General features: G+C 41.6%; 25 protein-coding genes. 14 read left to right on the forward strand and 11 right to left on the reverse strand.

Annotated elements, in window-relative coordinates:
• The first annotated feature begins 20 nt into the window (after positions 1-20).
• From rsxD to L5M28_RS15650, 9 genes are all read left to right on the forward strand, one after another.
• Positions 21-1,070 carry an electron transport complex subunit RsxD gene (rsxD, locus tag L5M28_RS15610; RefSeq protein WP_263203801.1) on the forward strand — a complete coding sequence of 350 codons (1,050 nt, stop codon included), beginning with the start codon at positions 21-23 and terminating at the stop codon, positions 1,068-1,070.
• Positions 1,071-1,143: 73 nt separating this feature from the next.
• Positions 1,144-1,782 (forward strand): electron transport complex subunit RsxG, encoded by a 639-nt coding sequence (gene rsxG, locus L5M28_RS15615; RefSeq protein WP_105252444.1) that lies wholly within the window; start codon positions 1,144-1,146, stop codon positions 1,780-1,782.
• Positions 1,775-2,473, forward strand: coding sequence for an electron transport complex subunit E (locus tag L5M28_RS15620; protein WP_028760019.1), 699 nt, complete (start codon positions 1,775-1,777; stop codon positions 2,471-2,473). The genes rsxG and L5M28_RS15620 overlap by 8 nt, the downstream gene beginning before the upstream one ends.
• A 204-nt stretch (positions 2,474-2,677) precedes the next feature.
• On the forward strand, positions 2,678-3,313 hold the full coding sequence (nth, locus tag L5M28_RS15625; protein ID WP_219233611.1) for an endonuclease III: 636 nt from the start codon (positions 2,678-2,680) through the stop codon (positions 3,311-3,313).
• A 326-nt stretch (positions 3,314-3,639) separates the two neighbouring features.
• A complete protein-coding gene (locus L5M28_RS15630; protein ID WP_263203803.1) occupies positions 3,640-4,749 on the forward strand; it encodes a tyrosine-type recombinase/integrase in 1,110 nt (369 codons plus the stop codon).
• Positions 4,746-6,392 carry a hypothetical protein gene (locus L5M28_RS15635; protein WP_263203804.1) on the forward strand — a complete coding sequence of 549 codons (1,647 nt, stop codon included), beginning with the start codon at positions 4,746-4,748 and terminating at the stop codon, positions 6,390-6,392. The genes L5M28_RS15630 and L5M28_RS15635 overlap by 4 nt, the downstream gene beginning before the upstream one ends.
• Positions 6,389-8,713, forward strand: a complete 2,325-nt coding sequence (locus tag L5M28_RS15640; protein WP_263203806.1) for a hypothetical protein — start codon at positions 6,389-6,391, stop codon at positions 8,711-8,713. The genes L5M28_RS15635 and L5M28_RS15640 overlap by 4 nt, the downstream gene beginning before the upstream one ends.
• Before the next feature lie 9 nt (positions 8,714-8,722).
• Positions 8,723-9,145 (forward strand): hypothetical protein, encoded by a 423-nt coding sequence (locus L5M28_RS15645; protein WP_263203807.1) that lies wholly within the window; start codon positions 8,723-8,725, stop codon positions 9,143-9,145.
• A 62-nt stretch (positions 9,146-9,207) separates the two neighbouring features.
• Positions 9,208-9,486 (forward strand): hypothetical protein, encoded by a 279-nt coding sequence (locus L5M28_RS15650; protein WP_263171474.1) that lies wholly within the window; start codon positions 9,208-9,210, stop codon positions 9,484-9,486.
• Positions 9,487-9,706: 220 nt separating this feature from the next.
• Here the strand turns inward: L5M28_RS15650 and L5M28_RS15655 are convergent, their stop codons facing one another.
• Complete coding sequence (locus L5M28_RS15655; protein WP_219233616.1) at positions 9,707-9,913, reverse strand: helix-turn-helix domain-containing protein; 207 nt, start codon at positions 9,911-9,913, stop codon at positions 9,707-9,709.
• A 131-nt stretch (positions 9,914-10,044) separates the two neighbouring features.
• Here L5M28_RS15655 and L5M28_RS15660 point away from each other — a divergent pair, with 131 nt between their 5' ends.
• The 3 genes from L5M28_RS15660 to L5M28_RS15670 all read left to right on the forward strand — a co-directional run bounded on the left by L5M28_RS15660 (position 10,045) and on the right by L5M28_RS15670 (position 14,028).
• A complete protein-coding gene (locus tag L5M28_RS15660) occupies positions 10,045-10,584 on the forward strand; it encodes a response regulator (RefSeq protein WP_263203809.1) in 540 nt (179 codons plus the stop codon).
• A gap of 4 nt (positions 10,585-10,588) precedes the next feature.
• A complete protein-coding gene (locus L5M28_RS15665) occupies positions 10,589-12,004 on the forward strand; it encodes a DEAD/DEAH box helicase (RefSeq protein ID WP_263203810.1) in 1,416 nt (471 codons plus the stop codon).
• Positions 12,005-12,336: 332 nt separating this feature from the next.
• A complete protein-coding gene (locus L5M28_RS15670; protein ID WP_263203811.1) occupies positions 12,337-14,028 on the forward strand; it encodes a KAP family NTPase in 1,692 nt (563 codons plus the stop codon).
• A gap of 588 nt (positions 14,029-14,616) precedes the next feature.
• Here the strand turns inward: L5M28_RS15670 and L5M28_RS15680 are convergent.
• The 4 genes from L5M28_RS15680 to L5M28_RS15695 all read right to left on the reverse strand — a co-directional run bounded on the left by L5M28_RS15680 (position 14,617) and on the right by L5M28_RS15695 (position 17,587).
• Entirely contained in the window at positions 14,617-15,723 is a 1,107-nt protein-coding gene (locus L5M28_RS15680) for a PIN domain-containing protein (protein ID WP_263203812.1), read from the reverse strand.
• Between the two features lie 312 nt (positions 15,724-16,035).
• Entirely contained in the window at positions 16,036-16,629 is a 594-nt protein-coding gene (locus L5M28_RS15685; protein WP_263203813.1) for a DUF6988 family protein, read from the reverse strand.
• A gap of 14 nt (positions 16,630-16,643) precedes the next feature.
• On the reverse strand, positions 16,644-17,264 hold the full coding sequence (locus L5M28_RS15690) for a hypothetical protein (protein WP_263203815.1): 621 nt from the start codon (positions 17,262-17,264) through the stop codon (positions 16,644-16,646).
• 86 nt (positions 17,265-17,350) lie between these two features.
• Positions 17,351-17,587 (reverse strand): hypothetical protein, encoded by a 237-nt coding sequence (locus L5M28_RS15695; RefSeq protein ID WP_263203817.1) that lies wholly within the window; start codon positions 17,585-17,587, stop codon positions 17,351-17,353.
• A 650-nt stretch (positions 17,588-18,237) separates the two neighbouring features.
• Here L5M28_RS15695 and L5M28_RS15700 point away from each other — a divergent pair.
• The gene (locus L5M28_RS15700) at positions 18,238-19,062 is read left to right on the forward strand and encodes a hypothetical protein (RefSeq protein ID WP_263203818.1); all 825 of its coding nucleotides are present in this window, start codon (positions 18,238-18,240) and stop codon (positions 19,060-19,062) included.
• A gap of 312 nt (positions 19,063-19,374) precedes the next feature.
• Here L5M28_RS15700 and L5M28_RS15705 read toward each other — a convergent pair whose 3' ends face one another.
• The 6 genes from L5M28_RS15705 to L5M28_RS15730 form a co-directional block, all read right to left on the reverse strand.
• The gene (locus L5M28_RS15705) at positions 19,375-19,824 is read right to left on the reverse strand and encodes a hypothetical protein (protein WP_263203819.1); all 450 of its coding nucleotides are present in this window, start codon (positions 19,822-19,824) and stop codon (positions 19,375-19,377) included.
• 156 nt (positions 19,825-19,980) lie between these two features.
• A complete protein-coding gene (locus tag L5M28_RS15710; protein ID WP_263203822.1) occupies positions 19,981-20,298 on the reverse strand; it encodes a toll/interleukin-1 receptor domain-containing protein in 318 nt (105 codons plus the stop codon).
• A gap of 27 nt (positions 20,299-20,325) precedes the next feature.
• Positions 20,326-21,509 (reverse strand): IS3 family transposase gene (locus L5M28_RS15715; RefSeq protein WP_263203824.1). Its coding sequence is split into 2 segments (ribosomal slippage): positions 20,326-21,254 and positions 21,254-21,509, totalling 1,185 coding nucleotides; the frame shifts between segments, so codons are not numbered across the junction.
• 57 nt (positions 21,510-21,566) lie between these two features.
• Positions 21,567-22,010, reverse strand: a complete 444-nt coding sequence (locus tag L5M28_RS15720) for a DUF1883 domain-containing protein (RefSeq protein ID WP_263203825.1) — start codon at positions 22,008-22,010, stop codon at positions 21,567-21,569.
• A gap of 236 nt (positions 22,011-22,246) precedes the next feature.
• The gene (locus L5M28_RS15725; protein ID WP_263203827.1) at positions 22,247-23,071 is read right to left on the reverse strand and encodes a hypothetical protein; all 825 of its coding nucleotides are present in this window, start codon (positions 23,069-23,071) and stop codon (positions 22,247-22,249) included.
• A gap of 163 nt (positions 23,072-23,234) precedes the next feature.
• A complete protein-coding gene (locus L5M28_RS15730; RefSeq protein WP_263203828.1) occupies positions 23,235-23,534 on the reverse strand; it encodes an H-NS histone family protein in 300 nt (99 codons plus the stop codon).
• Between the two features lie 61 nt (positions 23,535-23,595).
• On the opposite strand from L5M28_RS15730, the gene L5M28_RS15735 reads away from it, so the two are divergent.
• A partial coding sequence (locus L5M28_RS15735; RefSeq protein WP_263203831.1) for a transposase occupies positions 23,596-23,770 on the forward strand: 175 nt, incomplete at its 3' end.

Raw genomic sequence — 23,770 nt, forward strand, 5'->3', positions numbered from 1 at the left:
AATGATAAAAAGGGAACACAATGGCGTTTAAAATAGCCTCATCACCCCATGTCACACGTAATTTGCATACCTCAACTGTGATGCAAAGGGTGATTTTATGTTTACTGCCGGGCCTTGTGGTGCAATGCGCCTTTTTTGGCTGGGGCACGCTCGTGCAAGTCCTGCTGGCGATCCTTGTTGCCTTAAGCTGTGAGGCCGCGGTGATGAAACTTCGCAATCGTGATATCAAAGCCAGCCTTAGCGATAACAGCGCCATGCTGACCGCAATCTTGATTGGTGTCGCCATTCCTCCCCTAGCACCTTGGTGGATGATAGTGATGGGCACCGCCTTTGCGATCGTTATCGTTAAGCACCTTTACGGCGGTTTAGGCCATAACCTGTTTAACCCTGCAATGGCGGCGTATGTATTGCTGTTAATCTCATTCCCAGTGCAAATGACCACTTGGATAGCACCGAGTACCGTTGCGCTGCATTCGCCTAGCCTAGCTGAGAGCTTGCAACTTATCTTCAACATTGGCGCCCACGTTAACTTGGAACAGTTTCGTTTAGGAATAGATGGCATCGCAATGGCGACGCCACTCGATACCCTTAAAACCGATTTATCCCTAGGATTAACCACCACTGAAAGCCTGACTAAAGCCATCTTTGATGGCAGCACAGGCGTAGGTTGGTTCTGGGTGAATTTAGCTTATCTGGCTGGCGGTTTAGTGTTACTTAAACTGAAAGCCATTCGTTGGCACATCAGTACTGGCGTGTTATTGGGACTCTTTGTCGCATCGAGTATTGGTTTCTTACTGTCGCCCGATACCCAAGGCAGTCCCCTATTACATTTATTTTCTGGCGCGACCATGTTAGCGGCATTTTTTATCGCAACCGATCCCGTCACAGCTGCAACCAGCCCCCGAGGTCGCATTATCTTCGGCGCGTTAATTGGTGTGTTGGTGTATATCATCCGCATTAAAGGCGGTTACCCTGACGCCTTTGCCTTTGCTGTGTTATTGGCTAACCTCTGCGCCCCCTTTATTGACTACTATGTGCGGCCACGCACCTATGGTCATTCAGCTAGCTAAGGCCATTTGGCGGACTAAGTCATGCTACAAGATAATGTCATTCTGCTGGCAACGAGAGCTTAAGGAAAAAGAGTTGAAAAATCCGATGATTAAAAATGGTTTTTTATTGGCGCTGTTTGCCTTGATTTGCACGGGTCTCGTCGCCGCGGTCAATCAACAAACCTTTGACAAGATTAAGCAGCAAGAACAACAGGAATTGATGCGAGTATTGCAACAATTAATCCCTGATGAAATACATGATAACGAGCTTACCGCTCAGTGTACCTTGCTATTAAACAAAGAAGCATTAGGCACGGATAGTCCAATGCCGGCCTATATTGCTACCCATGCAGGCAAGCCTGTCGCTATCGCCATGGAAGCCATCGCACCCGATGGCTATAGCGGTAATATCAAATTAATTGTTGGGATTAATATCCAAGGTGAAGTCTTAGGCGTACGTACCTTGTCCCACCAAGAAACCCCTGGGCTGGGTGACAAAATTGAACTACGTAAATCGAATTGGGTCACTCAGTTTGTTGGTAAAGTGTTGGGCTCTGCAGATGATAAGCAATGGTTAGTTAAAAAAGATGGCGGCGATTTTGACCAATTTACCGGTGCAACCATTACCCCGCGCGCTTATGTTAAAGCAGTCAAAAACGCGGTATGGTATTTCAGCACTAACCAAGCACAAATTTTCAGCCAGCCGCTAAATTGTGAGGCCAACCATGACTAATTATCGCGAAATTGCGTGGCAAGGACTGTGGAAAAACAACCCAGGCCTAGTGCAACTGTTAGGTTTATGTCCGCTACTTGCGGTTACTGCAACGATCACTAACGCCCTTGGCCTTGGTCTAGCCACTATGCTGGTGCTGATTGGCTCTAACATTTTGGTGTCACTGGTGCGCGACTATGTACCCAAAGAAATTCGTATTCCTGTGTTTGTGATGATCATCGCCGCGCTAGTTACCACAGTGCAACTGCTCATCAATGCCTATGCCTACGGCCTGTATTTATCCCTTGGGATCTTCCTGCCATTAATTGTGACTAACTGCATCATCATCGGCCGCGCCGAAGCTTTTGCCTCGCGTAATAATGCGTTTAGTGCCGCCTTCGATGGTCTAATGATGGGCCTTGGTTTTACTTTAGTGCTTACAGTGCTGGGCGCAACGCGGGAAATCTTAGGTCAAGGCACACTGTTTGATGGAGCGGATCAACTGCTCGGCCCATGGGCTAAATCGTTAACCATGCATCTATGGCAAGTCGATACCCCATTTCTCCTTGCTATGCTGCCACCCGGCGCATTCATCGTGATGGGATTATTGATTGCATTGAAAAATGTGATTGATAAAAAAGTCAAAGAACGCCAACCTCAAGTCGCCGCAGAGCCGAGTGTTACCCGCGCACGGATCACTAAGGTAGGTTAGGCTTTCAAGTAACGACAGGCATTATGGCGATCAGATATGCCCTAGTGTTAACACGTTTAATGTGTGCCTAGCACATGATGAGCGGCAAAACTCAAAGCATCAGAAAATCAGCGAACGTGGGTTGTAAACTCATCAATCATCATTAATAGGATATTAATAATGAGCGGTTGAGAGTTGAACCCCACCACAGCGCAGGAATCGTACATGAATCAAGAAAAACGTATCCAGATCCTCACTCGTCTTCGCGATAACAATCCCAAACCTGAAACCGAACTCAATTTTTCAAGTCCCTTCGAGCTGCTAGTGGCAGTGACGTTATCGGCCCAAGCAACAGATGTGAGCGTCAACAAGGCAACAGACAAGCTCTTTCCTGTGGCAAACACAGCCCACAGCATTTATGCCCTTGGCGTAGAGGGTTTAAAGCAATACATAAAAACCATAGGCTTATATAACAACAAAGCCATCAATGTGATCAAAGCCTGTGAGATCTTGATTGAAAAGTACAATGGCGAAGTACCAGAAAACCGCGAAGCCTTAGAGTCTCTGCCCGGCGTTGGCCGCAAGACGGCTAACGTAGTGCTCAATACCGCCTTTGGCTGGCCAACCATCGCCGTCGACACCCATATTTTTCGTCTCGCCAATCGCACTAAATTTGCGCCCGGCAAGAACGTGGTTGAAGTGGAAGAAAAAATGCTAAAAGTGGTTCCCGCAGAATTTAAAGTCGATGTGCATCACTGGTTTATCCTGCATGGCCGCTACACTTGCCTTGCGCGCAAACCCCGCTGTGGTAGTTGTATCATTGAAGACTTGTGCGAATACTCTCCACCAAAAATAAAGTAAAGAATCAGATTTAGTTTGTATCACATATTCCTTAGATAATCTGTTTTTTATCTTTACAAAACCACAAAGACCCATCATAGTATATTTATGTATAATCGACATTAAATTATGTAATGAATAATTTAAAGGATAATGTTCAGGTTAGGATATATAAGGATATAAAAGGCGCTTCGTTTCCAGTCGTGGTTAGGAACGGCTGCCTCCCATGCTGCTTGTACCTGAATGCTTACCTAAACGACAATCATAACTCCCCACTTTCCAAAACGAGATCACGCACCTCAAAACAGTCACTTTCATTCTACACCCGAAAGAAATATGCCTATGAGTTGAAGTTTTTATATTCCTTCTTCATGGAGAACGGTATTGACCTTGTTGGGCGTGTAGCATGTGGATCGTTTTTATCGATCGAGGAAATTGATGACTACATTCGTGCTGGTAAATTCTATTTGGACACAAAAGACGATAACAAAGACAGCACGGTAGTCAGCCTGACTGATAAAAGGATCAGAGATGCGATACATGCGACATCCAACAGTCAGCCAGAAGTGTCAGCGCATACGTTTAATCAACGCCTCAATCGCCTGAAAGCCTACATTGAATTCCTATATGTGTGCCATCACTACGATAGAGCTGAAACTGATCAGCAAATCAGTACGGATGCTCAATTTAATAAATTTAAACTCTACATAAGCTCGGTGATATCTCACTCTAGAAAAGACAACACGGTTGTTAAAGATCCCTTTGAATCCGTGATTTCAGCGAATAAGTTCTTTGATTTATTAGAAATTATTAAAGAGCGCTCGCCAAATAACCCATTCAAGTCGAGCAAGCTTCGAAATCAAATCATCGCCCAAATATTGATTGATACTGGCGTTCGTGTGGGTGCTGTATTGAAATTGAAGGTGAGTGATTTAGTGGATGATTGGGGCACCCCTAGATTCCGACTGACCCGAACACCTAATGACCCTACGGACACAAGGCGGCTTCCCGCCGCGAACAAAACAAAAGCACTCTCAGTTTCTATCTCTCGCGACTTGATAAAGCTCATTAAGCTCTACATTGAAACCGTGCGTAATAGTACCCCAAACGCTCATGAGCATGATTTTGTGTTCATCTCGGAAAAAGGGAAAACCATCGGAAAGCCTATATCTTACAACGCCATTCACAAGGTCATTAAGACCTTTGGGGATGCCACTGAGATAGCACTGCACCCCCATTTACTTCGTCATAAATGGAATGAAATCTTTGAAGATAAAGCAAAAGAGAAAGGATTTTCGGCAGATAAAATTGAAGACCTTCGTAAATATGCGATGGGTTGGGTGGAAGATTCAAAAATGGCCTCCGTCTACAACGAATTCCAATTAGCCGTGACGGTGGCGGAAATCTCATCGAAAAACCTGAGACGATCCGTGCCCAACCTGAGAGGTGACCAATGAACAGCCTTGAATTAAATGATTTAATTAATCATTTTGAAGGAACAAGTACCTTTCAGTCAAAAATTGAGGGCTATGATTTCGACCTCTTTTCAGATGAGTGGGTGCTCGGTTACAAGAAAACCCTTTACCTTGGCTGGATGCACACGTTAGACAGCGACGTTTTTCTCGACTTGCGATTGGCTATCGCTCACGCAGCTAAACATTATGCTTATACAAGTCTAAATGGTTTTGTCAGCATCTTAAAAACGCTTTGCCAGTATATAGAGCCAGCGACCTTTGAAGCGTGGTGGCTAACACTGACGGACTATAAAAGGAGTACAAGAGATGCGCTATACGCATTTTGTCAGAGAAGCCATGAGTACCGTAGCCCTATCCTGACTCCACTCTATAACCTCGTTAAGGAAGAAAACCTAGGGAGAACCAATTTTCATAAAGGCATCCTTGATGAAAAAATAGGTGCGTACAGTGAAATCGAGCGTGACAACCTTCTAGAAGCCCTTAGAATCGAAACGCTCCATGCTCTCGATAATGAGTTCATCACCACACACCCTTTTATCCGCCTGAGAAATGTTCTGGCTTGTCAGTTGATTGTCGCCATAGTAAGAAGACCTACACAATTAGTTCAACTCAAATGGTGTGACCTCTTGCGAGTGGGTCAGGCGTTTACCTCACACAAGGAGCATAACCGTGATTGGCAGCCTCTGACACAGCATCACTTTTCTGATGTGGAGCAATTGCACTTGCGAACCTTTAAAGGAAAAGACGGAGGATTTAGATGCAATGCCGAATCACGCTCACATCGACTCGCTCCAAACCTGTCTGAATTGCTACTCCAATATTACCAAGCGTATGAAAACTATCTATGTACCTGCTTAAGCCAGTGCAACATTACGCTTTCCGAGAGTGACACCAAAGCACTAATGCAACGACTGCCACTGCTTCCAGACCAAAGTTTATTTTCAGCAAAATTCGAGTCGAAAGCGAGCCTCTTTCGCTCAGTGAGCGATACATCCGAGGCGTTTCATCTATCTTCTGTGAATCTTCTAAGTAATATTGATTACCTCTTCAATCAAAAGCTCGACATTAAAAGTGACCGCATCGCCCATCAGCCCCTTGCCTTTAAAAATAATCGCTGGCGTCACACCCAGTTAACCCTTGCTGCTTGGATGGGATTAAGCCCCGCACAGGTTGCCGCCATTACCGGTGTCACCGTGCAGTCCATCCAATCCTATCTTGATTTAAAAGCGCCGGAACGGGTCAAAATTGACCAAGCCTTTGCGGGGAACAGTGTTATACAGCGCTTTGATAGCATCTCTTCGAAAGAGTTACAGCAACACCCTGATTTTGTGGTTAAAAGTCCTTTTGATGAGGAAATGGGGCACAAACTGAACCCCGCCAATTGCGCCAGTTGTCAGTCAAAAGGGGCCGCCCCGATGGGGTGCTATCCCTGTGATAACTTTCGACCTCTAGAAACCGCCAACCATCAGCCGTATTTGGATAAAGCCGAGCGTAAACTGGCGATTAACAGTCAATCAGCGCATCCCGCCACGCTCAAACGGCTGCAAACCATCATCACCTATATCCGAGTGACGATTGCGCTGTGTGAAGAGCGAAAAAACCTGAAAGTAGGTGCGCAGATATGAGCACGATAAATCGCTACATTGATAATCAACGTGCTTATGCAGCCAAAAAGAAAACGCAGCCACTAATGGGCTTTACTAACGCTCAGGGGGAGCCTGCTTCATGGTATGACATGGCGATGACATTCACCGACAGCGACAGTAAAACCATAAACATTCTCTTTTGTAATCTGGATAAACACAAACCAAAAATAGGCACACTCTTCACAGAAGATGATCGATTAGCGCCTGAAACACACGATTTATTGTTTGCCTATACGCTTGATGTATTAAAGGAAAACGTAGGCACACATCACAAGCGACAAAAAATCACAACTGCAAGACGCTTCCTTTGCCACTTAGGTGAGAATGTCGCCTCTGCCTCCCTTGATAAAATTCAACACGCCATCGACTCGCTGACATACTCAGGCTACCTAACGGGATTCATCAACTGGCTACACCATCATAAAATGCTGCCCCAAAGCTGCCTGCCCTACATAAACAACACCCAAGATACAATACGAAAGAAAAGTGGTGATGAAGCACTGGCGGCGGAGAAAAGCAAACTGCCTTCGGAAAAAGCGCTGTTGGCGCTCGGCGCTATCTTTCATGATGTCATCCCCCCCTATATGGATGATGACCAAAATGATATTGATGCTTGGCAACCGCTTATCGCTTCGACTCAAACGCTGCGAGACAGCTTTATTTGTACCATGGCAGCGCTAGGCATGGCGTCACCCAATCGGATCGGCGCAGAGCAACCGCTTTTAACCGTGCAGAGAATAAAGCCACATACAGAAGTTGTCGATGGACAAGAAAAAACGGTGCATTATCTCAACTGGCGGGGCTCAAAGGGGTACAAGGACAATCAAAATCACATCAATGCCGAAATGGTTGAGAGTCTAGACCGGGCCTTGCACTTCACCATCCTAGCGACGGAGCCTGCCAGAGCGCTAGCTCGGTTCTATCGACAGCCAAATCGCCCACTGAAAGAAGTGCTGGGTGACGTTAAGCCTAGCGATGAGAACATCGCCCTGCTAAAGCCATCCATGAACAAACCCACCCAACTATTGCATCTTGGCTTGCTGCTGGGCTTTTTTGACGGCAGTGACAAATGCGTGCGAGTTTCACCCGACACAAAAGGGGCAACCGACAAAACAGGTATACAAAATCCACATCAAACGAAGTTCATCAAACCCATCGCCCAACTTGAGCCGTTCGACACACTAGTGTTTAAGTCTCACTGCCCTTACGCTCGGGCGCTTACAGGATCTTGCTTCACATCACAATCTCAATACCAAAAATATACCGCAGGTCAACAAGCGCTTACCGTGGCAACCTTTCAAAATCACACCATCGAGATAAATCAATCTCAACTGAGCGGCTATAATTATTATCAAACGAAGTCTGTCGATGTTGAATACGCCTTGTTTATGTATACAGAAAAGCAAATGGGCGGCAGGTTAACGCACCCTTTTCTTTTGGTTCCGATAGGTACGCTCGCTAAGTTCTTTGCTGATGAAATAATTAAACGCCTAAAAAACAGACTGACTATTTTTGAGCGACATGGCTTTGCCTCCGACTTCACGCTCAAGCCGCACCAACTGCGCCATTGGCAAAATGATTATCTTGCGAAAAAAGGGTTGCCTCATCACCTCATTACCCTGCTGTCAGGTCGACAGAGCGCAGAGCAGACCCTGACGTATATCCACACCTCGGACGCCGAGAACGCCTCGGTGATTGGGGATATCTCTTACTCTAATGAGCTAGAAAGCTACATTCAAGAGAAGGTAAGCCTTCGTATTAGAACCATGAACCAATACAATGATGCAATCGATAATGAAACGCCGACTTTTGCTCATGAAACAGGGTTTTGCACTCAGAACCTAGCCCTATCACCTTGTACTTACATGTCGGAGTTTGAAACACAATGTACGCTGTGTTCATCGTCTTGCCATATCGCTCATGATAGTGAGGCAATCGCCTTGCTTATGAAGGATCTAGAAGTACAGACGCATAACTTGGAAAGGGTTCAGGAAGCCATTAACTTTGTCACCAGTCAAAGCATGCAGATGTGGTACAAAACCCATTATCGCAACACGTGCATGCTAAAGCACCTCATTGAAGTGCTATCCGATAACACCATCGAAAAAGGCAGTATGGTGCGTTTGCTCACTCGTTCAAACAGCATAAGAATCACTAACTTAGAGACAAAAACCGTGGGAGAACACAAGTTGGCGCTGCCTGATGTCGAGCATGCCATTCAAGCCGCGCTTGAGTCCAAAAACGCTAAAAGCAAAGATGAAGCCACGAATAATTTCTTAGGCTTTCTAGGTTCACTCTAGGGAGGTGATATGGCACTTAAATCACTCGAAACTGAACAGCAAATTTCCATACAGGCACTCATTCGAAGCTGGGAAGGTAAATTAACCTGGGACTTTTTAGTCACAAAAATTGAATCCAGTTTAGGTATTGCCACCACGAGACAAACGCTCGACAAGTACGCTAATATCAAGCACGAATACAAGCAAAAAAAGCAAGGTTTAAGGGGTAAGCCTGTTTCGCCTGATAATAAGGAACTGATTTCTTATTTACAGAAAGACGTGGAATTAGCGCAGAAGGTGATCCAACTCGAAGCACAGCTTGCGGTAGCAAGCTCAGAGATTGGCAAACTTCAAGCTTTCATTCAAAAGTTATCCAGCATTGGCAAAACCAACCCAAGTGTCATGGATGTGTTTCAAAAGACCTTACGAGACGTTGAAAGTAGCAATAAGTAAACATCACACGTAGTTTTTAAATGTTTGTACATTTTATTGAATTTTAGTTGGATGAGTGGTCTATGAGTCAATTTGAAATTGATAAAATTAGAAGTTGGACTAACGAAGAGATTAGCTCCCCTTACTTGTTAATTTCCCAGGAAGATTGCACCTTACACTTAGGTTACTATGCTGGAATGGGAACCGCTGATAGCACGCCAATAGAACAATTGCCTCCAATTTATAAGGAAATCATTGGTGCATGGTTAGAATCTGGAGTGTTAAGGCAAGCAGGTGAATCGTTTCCGCTTTACCCAGGAAGTCACTTGTTCAAAAGACTGATCCTAGATTGTTCGTATTGAGTCAATTTTTATCTAAGACCACTGCACACGCCAGATTAAAGGCAGAGGGTGACTAAAGAAAAAAAGAAAAAGCCCCCAAACCTGGGTAATCCTCCCTGAAGCCACACAAGTACAAAAAGCGACTGAAATAAGCAAACAGGGCTCGCTCGAAAGTTTACTTGACCACTACAAGCAGAGCTGAAGCGGCAATTCTCACTTGGCAGGAATCATTTAGATGTGTCTATGGCAAGAGTGCCCTTATGTCACAACTCAAGGCTTCCGCCAACTGATATGCCTTTTCGAGCGTGATGTTTACCTCTCCACGCTCTATTCGCCCCATATAACTGCGGTCTATCTCAGTTAGTAGCGCAATTTTTTCTTGGGAAATGCCTCGCCGTTTACGTTCTTCTCGTAATTTAGCCCCAAATTGGATTGCTAAGTCTTTCATTTTTCATCTCGTTAAAGAGAAAGACTATCCAAAGTTGCGGCTTATAATGCCACGGATTATAATCCGCATTTTGAAAGCAATGCTCTTCTAATGCCTAGTTGGAGCACTAAACAGCCTCTTGCGAGAACGTCATGTCTAAAGTCTCAATCAAAATATGCCCTACTTTGCATACCATTCTCCAGGACGAGAGCTTCAACAATTTTCAAATTAAGAGTTTACGCGACGCTTATCTTGCTGCTTCGACTAGCGGTATAACGGTCAGTAAAACCTACAATTTCACTTATCAACAGGTCCACAGACTCGTGAAAAAGGGGCTCTTAGATAAAAATGTAGACCCACAGTCGAAGGAAACGACTTATCAAAAGACAACGAACTTTTTTCAAGCGAATTTCATCCTGCAAAGCGCAAAAAAATCCGAAGCCGTACAGGTAACACCTACAAATAGGGAAAAGCATAATACTATTAAACAATTAGAAGAGCGGCTCAAGCAGTCAGAAATCGATTTACTTACGAGCATAGGTGAGTCGGAAGAGTATATGCGCTTATACCAATCCTTTCCTGAAATGAAAGCTCATCTCGAATCACAGTATTTGTTGGCTCGTGAAACGAGCTCAAAACTGCTAGGTCAAATCAAAGCGATTAAATCAGCTATTACCCATCAGCAAAAGTAACTCCATGCAACTTAGACAATGGCAATCTGAGTGCGTCAAACGCGCTCTAAGGCACTTTTATGGTGCTCACAGACATTTCCTTTGCTTAGCAACACCTGGTGCAGGCAAATCAATTATGGCCGCCGAAGTTGCTGCGAGACTATTTGAGGATGGTCTAATCGATTTTGTGTTGTGCTTCTCTCCATCAGTGAATATCTCTCAAGGGATGAAACAGACATTTTCCAATCGTCTGGAGTGCCGATTTGATGGCGTGATAGGTTCAGTTGGTTGCTCTTATACTTATCAGGGGATGTTGGCTTTTAAAGAGGATTTCTGGCAATTACTGAGAAGGAATAGAGTTCTCGTTGTCTTTGATGAGATCCATCATTGTGCAGGTAGATCTCTTGAAGATGCAAACGTATGGGGGGAAGAAATCCTACTCAACATACAGGCCCAAGCGCAGTACACCCTAGCGTTAACGGGCACGCCTTGGCGCTCGGACCAAGCACCGATTGTTTTATCTCGATACACAGATCCAGATAACCTAATTCAATGTGACTATGTTTATGGCCTTAAGGAAGCAGTTGCCGATGGTGTATGCCGCAGCCCTCACATTGTACTAATTGATAACGACAAAATTTTAGTTACAGATGAAGAAAACGAAACAAAGACTTATGGCTCTTTGGATGAGTTATTGAAAAGCTCATCAATCCCTTATCAGTCGATCATCGAGAATCATGAGGCGATTCAACATATCTTAGCGTTAGCAACAAACAAGTTAAGAGCCATAAAACAGTCCAACCCTAATGCCGCCGGACTTATTGTTGCTTCATCTGTATCACACGCTGCGGATATCTTGAACACACTCAAAATAGAGTTTAATGAAACAGCTCAGATAGTTACCTACAAAGAGGATGATCCATCTGCCAAGATAAATGAATTCAGAAACAGCACAACTAACTGGATCGTGAGTGTAGGTATGATAAGTGAGGGGACTGATATCCCTCGCCTACAGGTTTGTTGCCACCTTAGTCGAGTAAAAACTGAGCTTTACTTTAGACAGGTTTTAGGTCGTATTTTACGCACTAATGCTTCGCTTAATCAGCAAGCTTGGCTATACACCTTTGCTGAACCAAAACTTGTAGAATTTGCCAGTCGTATAGCAGAAGAAATACCTGATATCCCAGTGATATTTAGCGAGCCAATTGAGATAAAGCTCAAACAAGAGTTACCCGAACCCCTTGATATGACAGTGAAAGCGATGTCACCTTCTAACAGCAATATTCTCAATACTGGCAGGCTGTCAATCGATACACAGACACAATCGTATTCTATAGAGCTTTTATCGCGGGATATTTTAGGTACACCAACATCATTATCATTTGAACTTTTAGGTGGTTTTAGAGAAAAAGTTGTCTCAACTTTTAACTCACCGTTTTAAGTCATAACATCTGAATTATAGTTCAACCACTTTTCTCGACACTTTGAGTTTTATGGTGACACCATAAAGTTCAAAGTGATTCACAACTAGAAAGCTTTTGGACAAAAACACGTTAGAGTATCCCCTCTATCACGAGTCACTTAGATGAGAAAATATATCTCAATTTATCTAATTCGCTCCGACCACTTTATCTTATGACTTTAAAAAATTTGACAGCCAAGTACATACTTTGGTTCGCAACAATAATTAAGTGATTGTTTTTTTGTAACTCAAATAAGCAGTTTGTAGTATTGTGTCATAGAAATTGCTTTTTGAATTGAATAGAGGTTTGTATGACATCGGAAGTTAAGCTTGATTGGTCAGAGCCGAAGAAAATTGAGCTGGGCGATGGTAAGTTTGAATCCTTGCCAGCCGATAAACTACAGCGTCAGGAGTATGCAGATTTCATTGCAGACTTTCTTTCAAAGCAAGGGTTCGAAGAAGCATCTGGAGATAAGAAAAACTATGTACTAAATCTTAATGCGGAATGGGGTTCTGGAAAAACGTACTTTCTTCGTAGGCTATCTGAAGACTTAAAGGTACATCACCCTGTTGTTTATTTGGATGCTTGGAAGCAAGACTATTCGGAAGATCCATTGATGACAGTTGTTTCTTCAATGATTAGCCAACTCAAAAGCCAAGCAAGATTAACTGGTGTCGATGAGAACACATTTGAAGCCCCTAAAAAGCTATTGGGGCTATTGAAAGCTGCTGCACCCAGTATTGTAGGGGCTTTTGTAAAAAGGTATGGCGGATTTGATCCTATTGAGCTTTGGGAGAATAGTCAAACTGAGGACGTACCACCAAAATCTACTGCTGATGCTGGTTCGAACAAAGTGGATATGAGTGCAACAGCTTCTCAAATGGTTAAGGAACTACTTCGCCAACATGAGGATAAATCTGAGGCGATTGAAAGCATTAAACTTAATGTAGAAAACTGGGTTGAAGCAGTAGTTGGATTGGACACGGCTAGAGATGATTACAATAGAAAGTATCCAGCATTTGTATTTATTGATGAATTAGACCGCTGTAGACCTAGTTATGCGGTAGAAATGCTGGAAGTTATTAAGCATATATTTGATATTGCAGGTGTTGTTTTTATCGTCGCCACAGATACTGCGCAATTACAGCATGCAGTTAAAGCCATCTACGGAGAAGGATTTGATGCTAGAACATATTTAAGTCGTTTCTTTAATAGCAGGTTTACTCTAAAGCAGCCTACTATAGATAGTCTGATTTATGCCCACTGTGATTGTGAAAAACTTTCAGGACAATACATAAAACAAAATCGTATTGTTGTATGGCCTGAGTGTGAGAGCTACGAGCATAATATAAGTAATATCAATTCTGTAATTTCATGTTTTGGTCTTCCAGCTAGAACCATAATTCAGATAACAGACAGGATTATTGCTATTTTAGGCCATATGAAAAGCGGTAGTAAGGTTGACTTATTGATGTTGACAGCACTTATGAGCCTTAGAGAAAAGAATGAAGATGTGTATGAAGCAGTAATCTCTTATAAGTTTGGACTTAGCAAATGGTCAGATGGTAATAGGGTTAAGCTAAATAGATATTTAACTCAGAACTATGACTTTAAAAATAGAAATATCATGCTTAATGTGGATTCTAATGTGCCTTACGACTCTCTACTTGATCAAAGCCTAACTCAGTACCCTGATGCTGTATATAAAGCTAATTTGTCGCATTATATGAAAGATATTTTCAGCATATATTTAAAATCTGTGGAATCCGGTTATACCGGCAATGGGGGGATAGGGCGTCACCTTTCGACAAACATACCACTTAAAGAGAAGTTAGCTCAAAAGGTATGTACTTATCCAGCTAACAGGAACTCACATGAAGATGAAGATACTTCAAATGCGTGGTTAGATTTCTACCATAGTCTGTACAAACTCGAAGATGTCGATATTACCTATTATCAAAATTTAATAGAGTTAGCTTCTGCTCTTGAGTGGGATGACTAGCAATAATTTCGGTCAATTATAACCACTATCAACTAACCTAACCTTATGCGCCAGATGTGAGTAAGTAGCTGAACAATAATTACATTGTTAAAAAAGAGACCTCTAAGCATTACTTCTTTTAATCATTACAGAACTAAAAAAGCGATGGGATCAGGTCTTGTATTTTGCACCTCACATTAGATGAGGTATGACAAAAGCTACTAAATAGGACATGAACAAACTTTGACTCTAACTTGTAGTAGATTATCAAACTTGGCCACAAAATTGGAGTTTTAGGCATGAGGAAAAGTAAGTCAATTTGCAGGGTTTGAAATTGGGTTCAATTCCACTCATTCTCACTTTGGGGCAAAAGTGCGTTAGCCCAAAGCCTGCGTAAAATGATGGTATTCACCAACACGGATTGGGACAAAAGTGAGCTAAGTTTTTTCTCTAATTCGTGGAGTTCGGATTAAAATATCTATGGGTTAACACCACATTAAGGTGTGAGCAACGCAATGCCCAAGTTTCTGCATACCACCTTAAATACTAAATGCAACGCATAGTAAAAATGCCACGCGTTGCGAATAGCTCTTAAATGCTTTATTAGCTTTATTTAAGCCAAACTTCATCAATATCGATTTGTTCAACTTCTTCGGTTGTTAGATTAATTACCCCACTCCCTGTGAAGTATGTCCTCGGATATCTGAACACGTTCGTAATTTCTTCATAAACTTCAGCATTGATAAACACATCGTTTATACCAGTCTTATTTATAATATATTCACTAGTGTTCAATGTGAACTCCAAGGTACAACGCCTTAGGTTAAAAGAGTATTCAAACGCTACCTTGTCATCTTCTATTTTGAAACACCTGTAAATTGACGGATCTTCCATCCCTTCCCAAACATCAAATCGTGAAGATTTCATAACATCCAGATAATCAGTTTTCCAGCCTGAAACTGAGAAAATTTCTCTTATTTGACTAATTTCTAGATTATTCATAAAACTAATAGCAAAGTTCTCGAATTCTTCTTCAATTACCTCGCCATATCTCTCTTCTAGACCATTACTATCTTCATGTACAAAGCCATGCAGATCTTCATTTACATTCTCACCGATAAACTGCTTTAATGACGTATATACTTTAAACTTATTACTCAAGTTTAACTCTGCCAAGTCATCCGATAAGTCTTGGTGTAGTGAAAAACTCTCGCCATTTTTGACGAAGAAATCTGACGAATTATTCGTTATTAAAATTATGTCATCTGATACAGAATGTTCGGATACATAATTTATTAGTGAATGCCAAATTACTGCATCACGATAACCTTTTTCATTTTCTCTAAATGGTCTTTTCGCAAGAATAGCTTTCTGTACTAACTTTTCATTGTTTACACTTTCGCATGAAATTGTTTCAAAATTAGGAAAGTAGCCACGAACAATAGCCCCAAAGTCATAAGGCTCAATTGGAAGCTGGCTCATATCAATTGTGAAATTCGATTCTGTAAACTGTCCTACTTTACTTGCTAAATTATTCAGATCTTTTTTTGTCTTTTCTAATTCGACCCTAAACTTATTCTCAGTTTCTTTTATTACAACGTCAGAAACAAGCAACATACAGTCAGTATTAAGTACGTAATTAGAAAGAAGCTGAAAATGTGCCGCTCTAAGCATCCAATTATTAAAAAATATATTTGTATCAATAAAAATTTTCATAACAACTCTTTTAAAAAACGTTTCCACAAAAAATTGATGGAAATGAATTTACTTTGGCAGAATAAGTCAGGCTTGTAGTTGGCCATAACAATTTACTGTAGGTGAATAATATCTATTAGACCACAGGCATCGATATGCCACAAGCTCAAAAAAAACCAGCCAGCTTTAATTATGAAAAAAGTTGAAATGTCATTTCGGGAGAAATTCTACAGCCTCAACGCCCCAATCAATTGAGCATCCCGTTATGACCAAAGCTTTAGAATGATTTTAAATACAACCGCTAATGTTAACTGCGTCAATTGCACTGGTTTGCTATGGTTGTTTTTCGATGATATTAAAGTAATTTTCAAAAAAAGTGAGTGATAATTCTGGCTGTTCAATAATGATACATAAATCTAGTATGGATAGCAGTGATAACTTACTGGATTCAGCTAAAAACCAAATTGAGTGTTCCGAAAAGTTACGACCGGTGACTTCATTACCTTGAGTACGAGTTGCAATTTGGAAAAAACCACCGTGAGTATAGTCATTCATAGCTTTCCATTTTCCCTCTTTGTAACGCTTTAGTTCTCCATTTTGATAGCCTTTTTTGGTCTCAACTTCGCTTATCAATGTGTTAACTTTTAATTCTAAGTTCTCACCATCGATAAACTTTCCTATATCAGCATCAGTAGCGCATCGCAGAAACCACAAGCCTCGAAGCATCGCTTCAAATTGGCAACGGAGAAGAGCAAAAGATGACCCAAGCAAGTTATATTTAGCCAAAGTTAAGATTGATTGATGGTGCTCTAAACTCAAATGTAACAATCCCATAGCAACACGTCGCCTTGGATTGGGTTCATAACTAACTCCATCAAGTTGAACCTGATAATAAGTAGACCAACTTTCAAATTCTTCAATTTTCATAAATATCCAACGTCTCAAGCAGAGGCGCCAGCATTGCTGGCATTCTGCTGCCTTGACTTGTTAGGCCACGTATTTTCGACAAAAAGCATTAAACGAAATGCCATCTCTATGTATGCCAATGCAGAATCGATGCTTATTTCTGTAGTAATACCGTGAGCGAGCTCATTTCTTATTTTACGAAGGCGATCAAAGTGCTTAAGCTTTTCTGGATAATCATCTCCGAATAACACTCTGGCAGAATTTACAGGTGAGTATTGACCACTGAGCTTCTCTCCTTTGGTTATAATCCCGGAGGCTTGCAAGGCATTACCAACCTTCGCTTCCAAAAGAATCCACGACTCCAACATCGCCGCCCGTGGGTATGAAGGACATAAGCTAAACAAAGATTTTTTCGCCGCATTTAAATCAGTATGCGCTGTAATGCTCTCCAGTTTTGGGAGTTGAGCCGATTCAACTTTGTCACTGACTTCTTGAATCTCTTTGTCAAAGTCCAGCTGAAATTCTTTATATTTGAGCTGCTTTAACTTAGGGAGGAGTTTTATCACACCTTCTTTGAGAGATAGACAAATGATCACGACAGCAATCGGCCAAGCAAGCGATTCTACCAATTTAGATATTAAAGTTGGGTAATCCATTCATGCTCCTATAAGGCCTAACGATTAAACTAAGAGGCTTTCTTTAGCAAGTCCCAGCGAACGAAGTGAGCGCCGTGATACGAAAACTATCTGATTTCGTAAACTGCTTGTGAGGCACTCATATATTTGTGAATTTTATTGCCTTTGATTTCGAATTCTGCTTGTGATGCGCTCATGTATTTATGGATTTTGTTTCCTTTTATTTGATAAACGGGCTGAGATGCACTCATATATTTATGTATTTTGTCGCCACGAATCTGAAATTCTGCCTGACTCGCGCTCATATATTTGTATATTTTCTTTCCATCATATTCAGTAGACATGATTTACTTCCTTGATTTTGTATAATGTCTTAGTATTTATGCGCTTCGCTGTTTGCAAGGCATAAATCGCTTGTTGGAATTAGCCGCTGCCACATCCATGTCAATTGGTATGAATGATGGTATAGGAATTTGCTTTTTTGCGGAAGCGGCATTTTATACAGTTTGATAGGTAATTACTTGATATTACTTTAGCGTTCTCATTATTTCACACTCACGTCTGACTGATTTTTGGCCTCGCATTCAGGCTGATACTCGTACCACATCCCCTCACAGGCTTGCGCCTATAAGTCTGACTACTCGGTCATTCCGCTTCGTCTTGAGGGAGTGGCTATCCTGACATGCGTACTGGCTGGTTTTTGATAGATCGCATGGGTAAAATTTCTAGGTTGAAAGTAACCTCATCACATTAGCTTTTCTATAGCCAAAGCATTATTCACCTTATTTACCTTTTGAACTGCGAAACTCATATTGGGGCAACTCTAAGCCAGAACCAGATCAAATAACAGTCAACAGGTAATGTTATCGTTTAGAGACAAACTAGAACACTCAATAACTATTGTAAAAAAACAATTGCTTATGGGGGTTGGCAGCCATCCTGCATAGAGCTATTGTATTGAATTTTATATAACCTAATGAGTAGGAGAAACTTGATGGTTAGCAGTGATGACTACGCATTGTTCTATAGAACGGCATGCAACATTTTTGAATCTGGTTTCGAGTTTATCAACAAAGCAGATGATAACTATTACTTCATGAATGTTGCAGCTATTAAGCTTTTGAAGCACCTCAATACTACTGAAATGTTGATGACTAGCGAGCTAGACCTCAATCATATAGAGCAGGGGTTCACTTACTATGACACTTCAAGTGTGATAGCACTTTTACGAGTGTCATATGAAAACTTGGTAACTATTGCTTACCACTATTTTAGTGATGAACTAGATAAAGACCGTCTTGATTGGTATACGTTGCTCGGTTACAAGAATAGGGCAAAAAACAAAGTTGTCGCTGGAACGCCAGAATTAGAAGCAAAAATTGGGGAAGAAAAACAGATTATTGATGAGCTATCCTCGCGCCTTAGACTTAATAGCTTCAAACCATCGAGAAAGAACGAATGGAAACCTTGCGGTTGGTATGAGTTAGGCCAGCAGCTAGGCATCCCAACTTTTGTATGCGACAAATATTCGTTTTGGTCTTCCCATACCCACACTGGTTTCGACTCATTGATGCAGGTAAATACTGCTCATAAGGCTCACCCAACCGAAGAGATTAAACGCAACCAAATAAACTACCTGTTTATGTGTAGCGTTCTAGTCTATTTTATCGATGGTTATGTGTGCGTTTTGTCCAAGTTAGGGTATCCACATATATCAGATTTTGAGCTTGATGATGTCAAAAGTTTTTCGCGATTTATGAATTCGTTGGACAAGACTTGTAGTGGTCAACTATCTAAATACGCTGCCGACCTAGAGTGAAGAAAGAAAAGGAGCTGGAATCTTTTGCCTAACCATTAGTTTATGTATTGTAAAAATACCATCAGAGCCAACACACAATGGGGCAATTGCGCGTTAGCCCAAGCCTGCGCAAAATTGCAGTATGTCATGCATGAACCAGACTAGGTGTAAATCTGATTCACAGATACAGTCTTACCTAGAGTGATTCACGGGCTCATTTTGGCATAAATGAGCGAGCACAACGAGCGATTCAGCATCACACCTTATATCACTAAACTAAATGTATGGTTAAAATGCACGCGTGCTGAAACCCTCTTGAGCAGTTTATTATATTTAATTTTCAAACGCTTCTTTTACTTTATCATTGGATGCGAGTGCATATCCAAGGACAATAATTGAGCTATTTAGTAGTTCTTCACTGCGTTCGGGGGCAAACCAGTTTCCGTTAAACTTGCCTCCATGAAAAAGGTTATTTCTTACTCGACGAACGTAGAGTAACAACAAGTCCGTGCCATTTTCCGGTGTAGGTGCTGCATCAGACCACGCAATGTTCCCTTGCTCAATCACTTGCTTCTTTGGTGGATTAGAAAGAATATATTGCTTAGCCTCATTGAGCTTTTTATCTTGTATAGCTTGAAACTTAGAATCAATATCATGAGCAAAGGTTGTCCAATTAGGATTTGCATTACCCTCTCCAGTATGGAAAGAGGCTGCTTTTAAAGAATATTCAATTCTTGAAAAGAATTTAAAAAAATCAAACGATAACGTATCTAATTTGTCCACTGTAATTCCTATTTTTGGTAACACATAGGCGTCAAAGAAAGCGGCAGTTATTCAGTTGCGGTTTTGTGGGATACTTTTGCCCAGCAAAACCACAAAACTACGTCTGAATAACGGTCCAGAGCACGTAGTGCGCGATGATCCAGCGACTTGTTATGTTTATGATTTAATAAGCTCTGCAATTTCTATAGCAATCTCTTCAATGGTGTGAGTTGCCGTACTTCGAGCAACTTTATCTGCAATCGATGGGCTAAAATCTACTACTTGTTGTTTTGTTATGTTGTGCCAAATCGGTAATAAGACTTGCTCACCTGACACTGTTCTAGTAACAATTCCATCAAGCTCATAGTTGGTCCAGCCTTTCTTTATAAATGAAGGCGATAGAACAACAAGCCCTACTTTACTATTTGCTAGACCTTTATCTATTTTTTGCCTCAGACTATCCCCAATTCTAAGTGTCATTTCGTCATACCACACATTCAGCCCTTGAACTATGTGTAGTGGTCAACTAAATTTGGCCACAGCTTTAGAATCTTCCCAAAATCTTCGCTCTGATTCATTTGGGCTCAATCCTGCATTGTAATGATGTGGCCTGACTTCACTGTAATAACCAATGATATAATCGGTCACATCTTGTTTAGCTTCAGTAAAACTTTTGTAGCCTTGTATTGGGATCCATTCCGTTTTTAAACTCCTGAAAAACCGCTCCATTGGTGCATTATCCCAGCAGTTACCGCGACGACTCATGCTCTGGATTATTTGATATTTCCACAGCCGCTGACGGTATTTAAGGCTGGTATAATGGCTACCTTGATCTGAATGAAATATCAGGTTTTTTGGCTCTCCTCGTGATTCAAATGCCATTTCTAACGCCTTCACCGTTAACTCAGTATCCGGTGAAAGTGACATCGACCAACCGATCGCTTTTCGCGAAAATAAATCCAGCACAACCGCTAAATAACACCAACGATTACTCGCCCAAATATACGTCACATCACCACACCAAATGGTGTTAGGTTCGACAACTGCAAATTGTCGTTTGAGTGCATTAGGGATAGTCACATGCTCATTTTCAGCCTTTTTATAGCGGTGTTTGAGGTGTTGGCAACTCACTAGTCCAAGCTTTTTCATTAACCGAGTAGCCCGATAACGACTTAACGCAAAGCCACGTTCAGAGGCGATAGTCGCAATACTCCTAGCCCCCGCAGACCCCCGGCTTTCAGCATGTATTGCTTTGATTTCACATTCTAAAAGCCGCTGCTCAGATGTCGCCACAACTTCACGGCTCACCCAATAGCGATAGCTACTCCGGTTCACATTAAATACATGGCATAACACTGAAATAGGATATTTTTTGCTCTGATTGAGTTTCTCGATTATCGAGAAGTGTTCAGCGAGTCCGACATCAATAGAGCCGTAGCCTTTTTTAAGATTTCTTTCTCGAGATTTATCCGCTCAATTTCACGTTTAAGTGCCCTGATTTCAATTTGTTCTGGTGTCATTGGTGAGGCTTTCGGAGCATGCCCTTGGCGCTCAACTTGAAGCTGTGTTACCCACTTACTGACCGTCGATTTACCCACGTTCATAGCTTTTGCTGCTGCTTCTTGCGTGTAGCCTTGATCAACGACTAATTGAGCTGTTTCAAGCTTAATGGCGGCGCTATATCGTGCACGTTTACTTTTATTCATGTTGTCACCTAAATAGGTTATGAGGGGATCATAACATTTCTTATTAGATGGCCAAATTCAGTGTGCCACTACAATGAGAGCATCTGCTAGAGGGCGAACAAAATCATCTTTATCTTCAGATGCGTGTGAAATAAAAACGTCATGAGTTTCTTCACCAGATTCTGTTGGCGGTGGAATATTGTCACGAACTAAGCTTGGAACTTCCGATAGAGGTCGATCTTGAATCGTAGGTAGTGCACCTGGAAGTATTTGTACAGATGCCTTAGTACTTCCTTTCAATCCTTGCATATCAATTGCAACATGCCAGTGACCAGAATTTGGGATTTGTAGTCTCAATGGCGATTTTTTTGCTAAGCCACCTATATAGCTGTGCCGTCTTCCATTTTTATAATTGCTGAAATCAGAACTATTCATTAAGCGAACGTTAGCGCCACTAGTCAAAGTAACCTCAACAATTTCACCTGCTTTCCTTTGACCTAAATCATTATGAATGAATTGCAATTTTGATTACTCCTAATAGGACATAACGTATGATTGGTACGCATGCGCGTTTACCTCATTAAACCAGTAAAAACGCGCATAATTAATTACTTGTAATAAAAGGAACTTATCAGCTTTTTATCAAATACACCATGCTGAAAAATACGCATACACATTTTCCAAACCTAGCAATCAGAGGAGATGGTCATTAGCTTTAGTGACGGAATTTTCTAGGGTTCCGGTGTAGAGCCCCTGATTTAAGCTGGGAGTTTAATCAGCCGATTTATATCATGGCACCAATAGGCTGATCTGCTCTCAGTGACAATTGCATAGTTCAGCATTGATATACCGTCAGCGGAAGTCATATCTACTGGAAATTTTTCTGGCAGCAAGACGGTACTTGGGTTGATAGGTACAAAATGAAAGGGCGGTTCATCTGGAAGTGCTATTTCCAAATCAGATAAGCGGTGAACCATCCAGCGTATGTTCTTTAGCCCCAAGCTGACACATTCATAATCACACCACACTTTATGGCTATTAACTTCATGATCTTCTAGGGTAGGCACCGATAGTCGGCCTCCTTTCTTCTCTAAATGTTCTCGAATATATTGAGGTATATCTGCCTCTCGCTGATCAGTTTTTGCAATCCACTCTGAGATAATTTCCGGAGGGAATTGAGGTTCTGGGATACCATAAATCTTGTGAACTTCTCTGCTGCTACGGAGATAATTTGGACGAACTTTCCAAGAGGCTAGAAAATTTGAAATCGCAATACAGTCATCTTTTGATAAATGATCAACTCCAGAAGCTACACTCTCACGAACTGCATAAAACTTTGTCTCTATCGCGGTAAATATTTCTTCCATTCTGGTGTTCCATGCGCGGAGAGAAATTGCGTAATCGTCGTTCCTTTCGTATTTTATCAATTCAACATGTGCAAAGGGTTTAACTACTCTGTATATCTTGTTTTCTTTAGTTGAAAAATGCCTCATCAAGCCATTTGGCAAAAAATGTTGCCTGAAGGTTATCTCAAATGGATTGCCTTTAATTATTCCAAAATCATGAGCTTTTGTCTTTCCCATTATATATCTCTAGAATTGAACTGAACCTGCGATATACTACACTTAGTGTCATTACTAAAATTAGGTCAACTTAGAAAAAACTTAACGGTTCAATCAGTTACGTTAAAAATCGTTTTGGGGCAGAACAGACTTTCATCAGTCTGTTCTGTTAGAGACGAGGAATTTAGATTAAAAAGTCTTCGATTGAACGGCCATTTTCAATCTGTTGTTTGAAAACAGTTGGCATTCTACCTTGCCCTGTCCAAGTGACAGTTTCGCCCTCAACTACGATTGAATATTTAGCTGGACGTGGTGCTCTTGTGCTTTTTACTTTAGCAGTAACACCGCCAAGATCATCAAGTGATAAACCAGCTGACTCAATCATCTTCTGAAGTTCTGCAATTTTAGCGATACGCTCAGCATTTGCTTCAGCTTCAGCATTCGCTTCTTCTTCTCTTTCAACAACGATCTTGTAGTGGCACACTAATTTTGGCCACCTAAATAGAGGTGATATTATTACCTCGTAGATGACTTTAGGTGAACACATGAGATCGACAACCAGAAAAACATTTAGTGCTGAATTCAAACTTGAAGCAGCCCAATTAGTCCTCGATAAAAACCATAGCATCATCGAAGCTGCAAAGGCGATGAACGTAGGTAAGTCCACTATGGATAAATGGGTGAGACAGTTAAAACTAGAACGCCATGGTGGCACACCAA

The sequence above is a fragment of the Shewanella sp. SW32 genome, assembly GCF_025653365.1.
In the GTDB taxonomy this organism is placed as follows: Bacteria; Pseudomonadota; Gammaproteobacteria; order Enterobacterales; family Shewanellaceae; genus Shewanella; species Shewanella oncorhynchi.